The organism is Pseudokineococcus marinus, from assembly GCF_013004605.1.
Taxonomy (GTDB): domain Bacteria; phylum Actinomycetota; class Actinomycetes; order Actinomycetales; family Quadrisphaeraceae; genus Pseudokineococcus; species Pseudokineococcus marinus.
Genome location: NZ_JABEMA010000428.1, coordinates 1 through 1,996 on the forward strand (window position 1 = coordinate 1; position 1,996 = coordinate 1,996).

The 1,996-nt window shown below is 77.9% G+C and carries 1 protein-coding gene and 1 pseudogene; both read left to right on the top strand.

The features are described from left to right. Positions 1-643: 643 nt before the first annotated feature. On the top strand, positions 644-1,570 hold the full coding sequence (locus HLB09_RS16250; RefSeq protein ID WP_171204347.1) for a hypothetical protein: 927 nt from the start codon (positions 644-646) through the stop codon (positions 1,568-1,570). Between the two features lie 17 nt (positions 1,571-1,587). Next, positions 1,588-1,996 (top strand): annotated as a pseudogene (locus tag HLB09_RS16255) (DUF4129 domain-containing protein); the annotation flags it as partial.

The window sequence follows — 1,996 nt, forward strand, 5'->3', positions numbered from 1 at the left end:
GGGGCCGGGGTCGGCGTCGCGGCCGGAGCGCCGGCGACGGCCGCCGCGTCCGCGGGGGTCGTGCGAGCGGGCCTCGGCACGCGGGCGAGCGCAGCAGCGCTCGGTCGTCCGTCCATGGGTGCGTCCTCCGTACCAGCGGCCCGGAGGACGCCGTCGACACCTGTCGGTCAGGAGCGGACGCCGCTGTCTCGCCCGATCAGGGTAGGGGGCAGATGGGGCATCCGTCACGCAGTGACGAGGATCTCGGGCCGGTCACCCGCACGGCGGGACGTCCGTCGCCGCGCGTGCTCGCCGACGAGGACGTCGGCGGTGCCATCGCTCGGGTGGCCCTGTGGCGGTCCCCCGTGGCCGCGGGCCTCCGTGCGAAGATCCGCGCACGAGGTGGGGCGCACGAGGAGCCCGCCGCCACGAGGACCACGGCGAGGGCAGGGGCGCAGCGGGCATGACCGATCAGCAGGGCTGGGCGACTCCGGGCGGGACCCCCGACCGGCCCGGTGAGACCCGCCCGGCCGACCCGGCGCCGGGGGGCTGGGCGGTCGGCGCGTCCCGCGAGCCCGAGCCGTCCGGACCACCGCCCGCCGGCGGCTGGGGCCCGCCGCCCGGCGCCGGCGCCGCGTGGAGCGCGCCGCAGCGGCCCGGCATCGTGCCGCTGCGCCCCCTCGGTGCGCTGGAGCTCCTCGAGGGGGGCTTCCGCGCCATCAGCGCCAACCCGCGAGTCATGCTCGGCGTCAGCGCCGTCGTCTTCGGCGCCGTCGCGGTCATCTCGCTCCTCCTGACGCCGCTCTTCGGCGGCGCGCTGGCCTCCTTCGTCAACGACTCGCTGCCCGCGGAGGCCACCGCCGGCCCGGGCGGTGAGTTCGGCGCCCTGGACTTCGCGGGGGTCGACCCCGTCACCGGCGTCGTCTCCCTCGTGGCGACGACCGTCCTCACCGGGCTCCTCGTCCTGTCCGTCAGCGGGTCGGTCATCGGGCGCAAGGTGCCGGCGGGCGAGCTGTGGAGGCGCGTGCGCGGGCGCGTCCTCGCTCTCGTCGGGCTCGCCCTGCTGACGAGCGTCGTCCCCGCTCTCCTCGTCCTGCTCGGGGCGGGCCTCGGCGCCCTGCTGCTCCTCACGGGCAGCACGTCGGCCGGGGTGATCGGCATCGTGCTCGGGACGCTCCTCGGCGTCGCCGCGGCCGTCTGGCTGACGGTGTCGTGGTCGCTGGCCGCCGTGGCGCTCCTGCTCGAGGGGCGCGGCGTCGTCTCCGCCCTCGGGCGCAGCACCCGGCTGGTGCGCGGCACCTTCTGGCGCGTCCTCGGCGTGCTGCTGCTGACCTTCGTCCTGTCCTCCATCGCGACGAGCGTGCTCGTCGTCCCGGCGGGCCTGGTGGCCGGCGTCATCCAGGTGGCCGCCAGCGGCGGCGCCGCCGACGCCGCGGCCCTCTTCATCACCCTCCTGCTCTCGACCGTCGCCAGCGTCCTCGTGCAGCCCTTCGTCTCGGCCGTCCGGGCGCTGCTCTACACCGACCTGCGCATCCGGCAGGAGGGCCTCGACGTCGAGCTGGCCCGGGCTGCCGCGGAGCCGACGTCCTGAGCGGCGCCCTGGACGCCGTGCTGGCGGCCGTCCCGGCCCCCGTGGACCTCGGCCGCGACGAGGCGCAGGACCTGCTCGTCCGCGAGCTGAGCGGCTCGGTGTACACCGAGGCGCGCCCCGGACTGCTGCAGCGGGCCCTCACCTGGCTGCGTGACCGCGTGCTCGAGCTGCTCCCTGACGACCTGGACGCCGGCCCGGCCGTGGACGCGCTCGTCGTCGCGGCCCTCGTCGTGCTCGTCCTCGTGGCGCTGCGGGTCGGCGCCCAGGTGGTGCGCCGCCGGCGCGCCCCCGAGCCCGCCGCCGCCGAGGTCTTCACCGGCGACCGCCGCAGCGCCGAGGACCACCGCGCGCGCGCCGACGCCCTCGCCCGCGAGGGCGACTGGCCGGGGGCGGTCGCCGAGCGCTTCCGCGCCGTCGTGCGGGGCG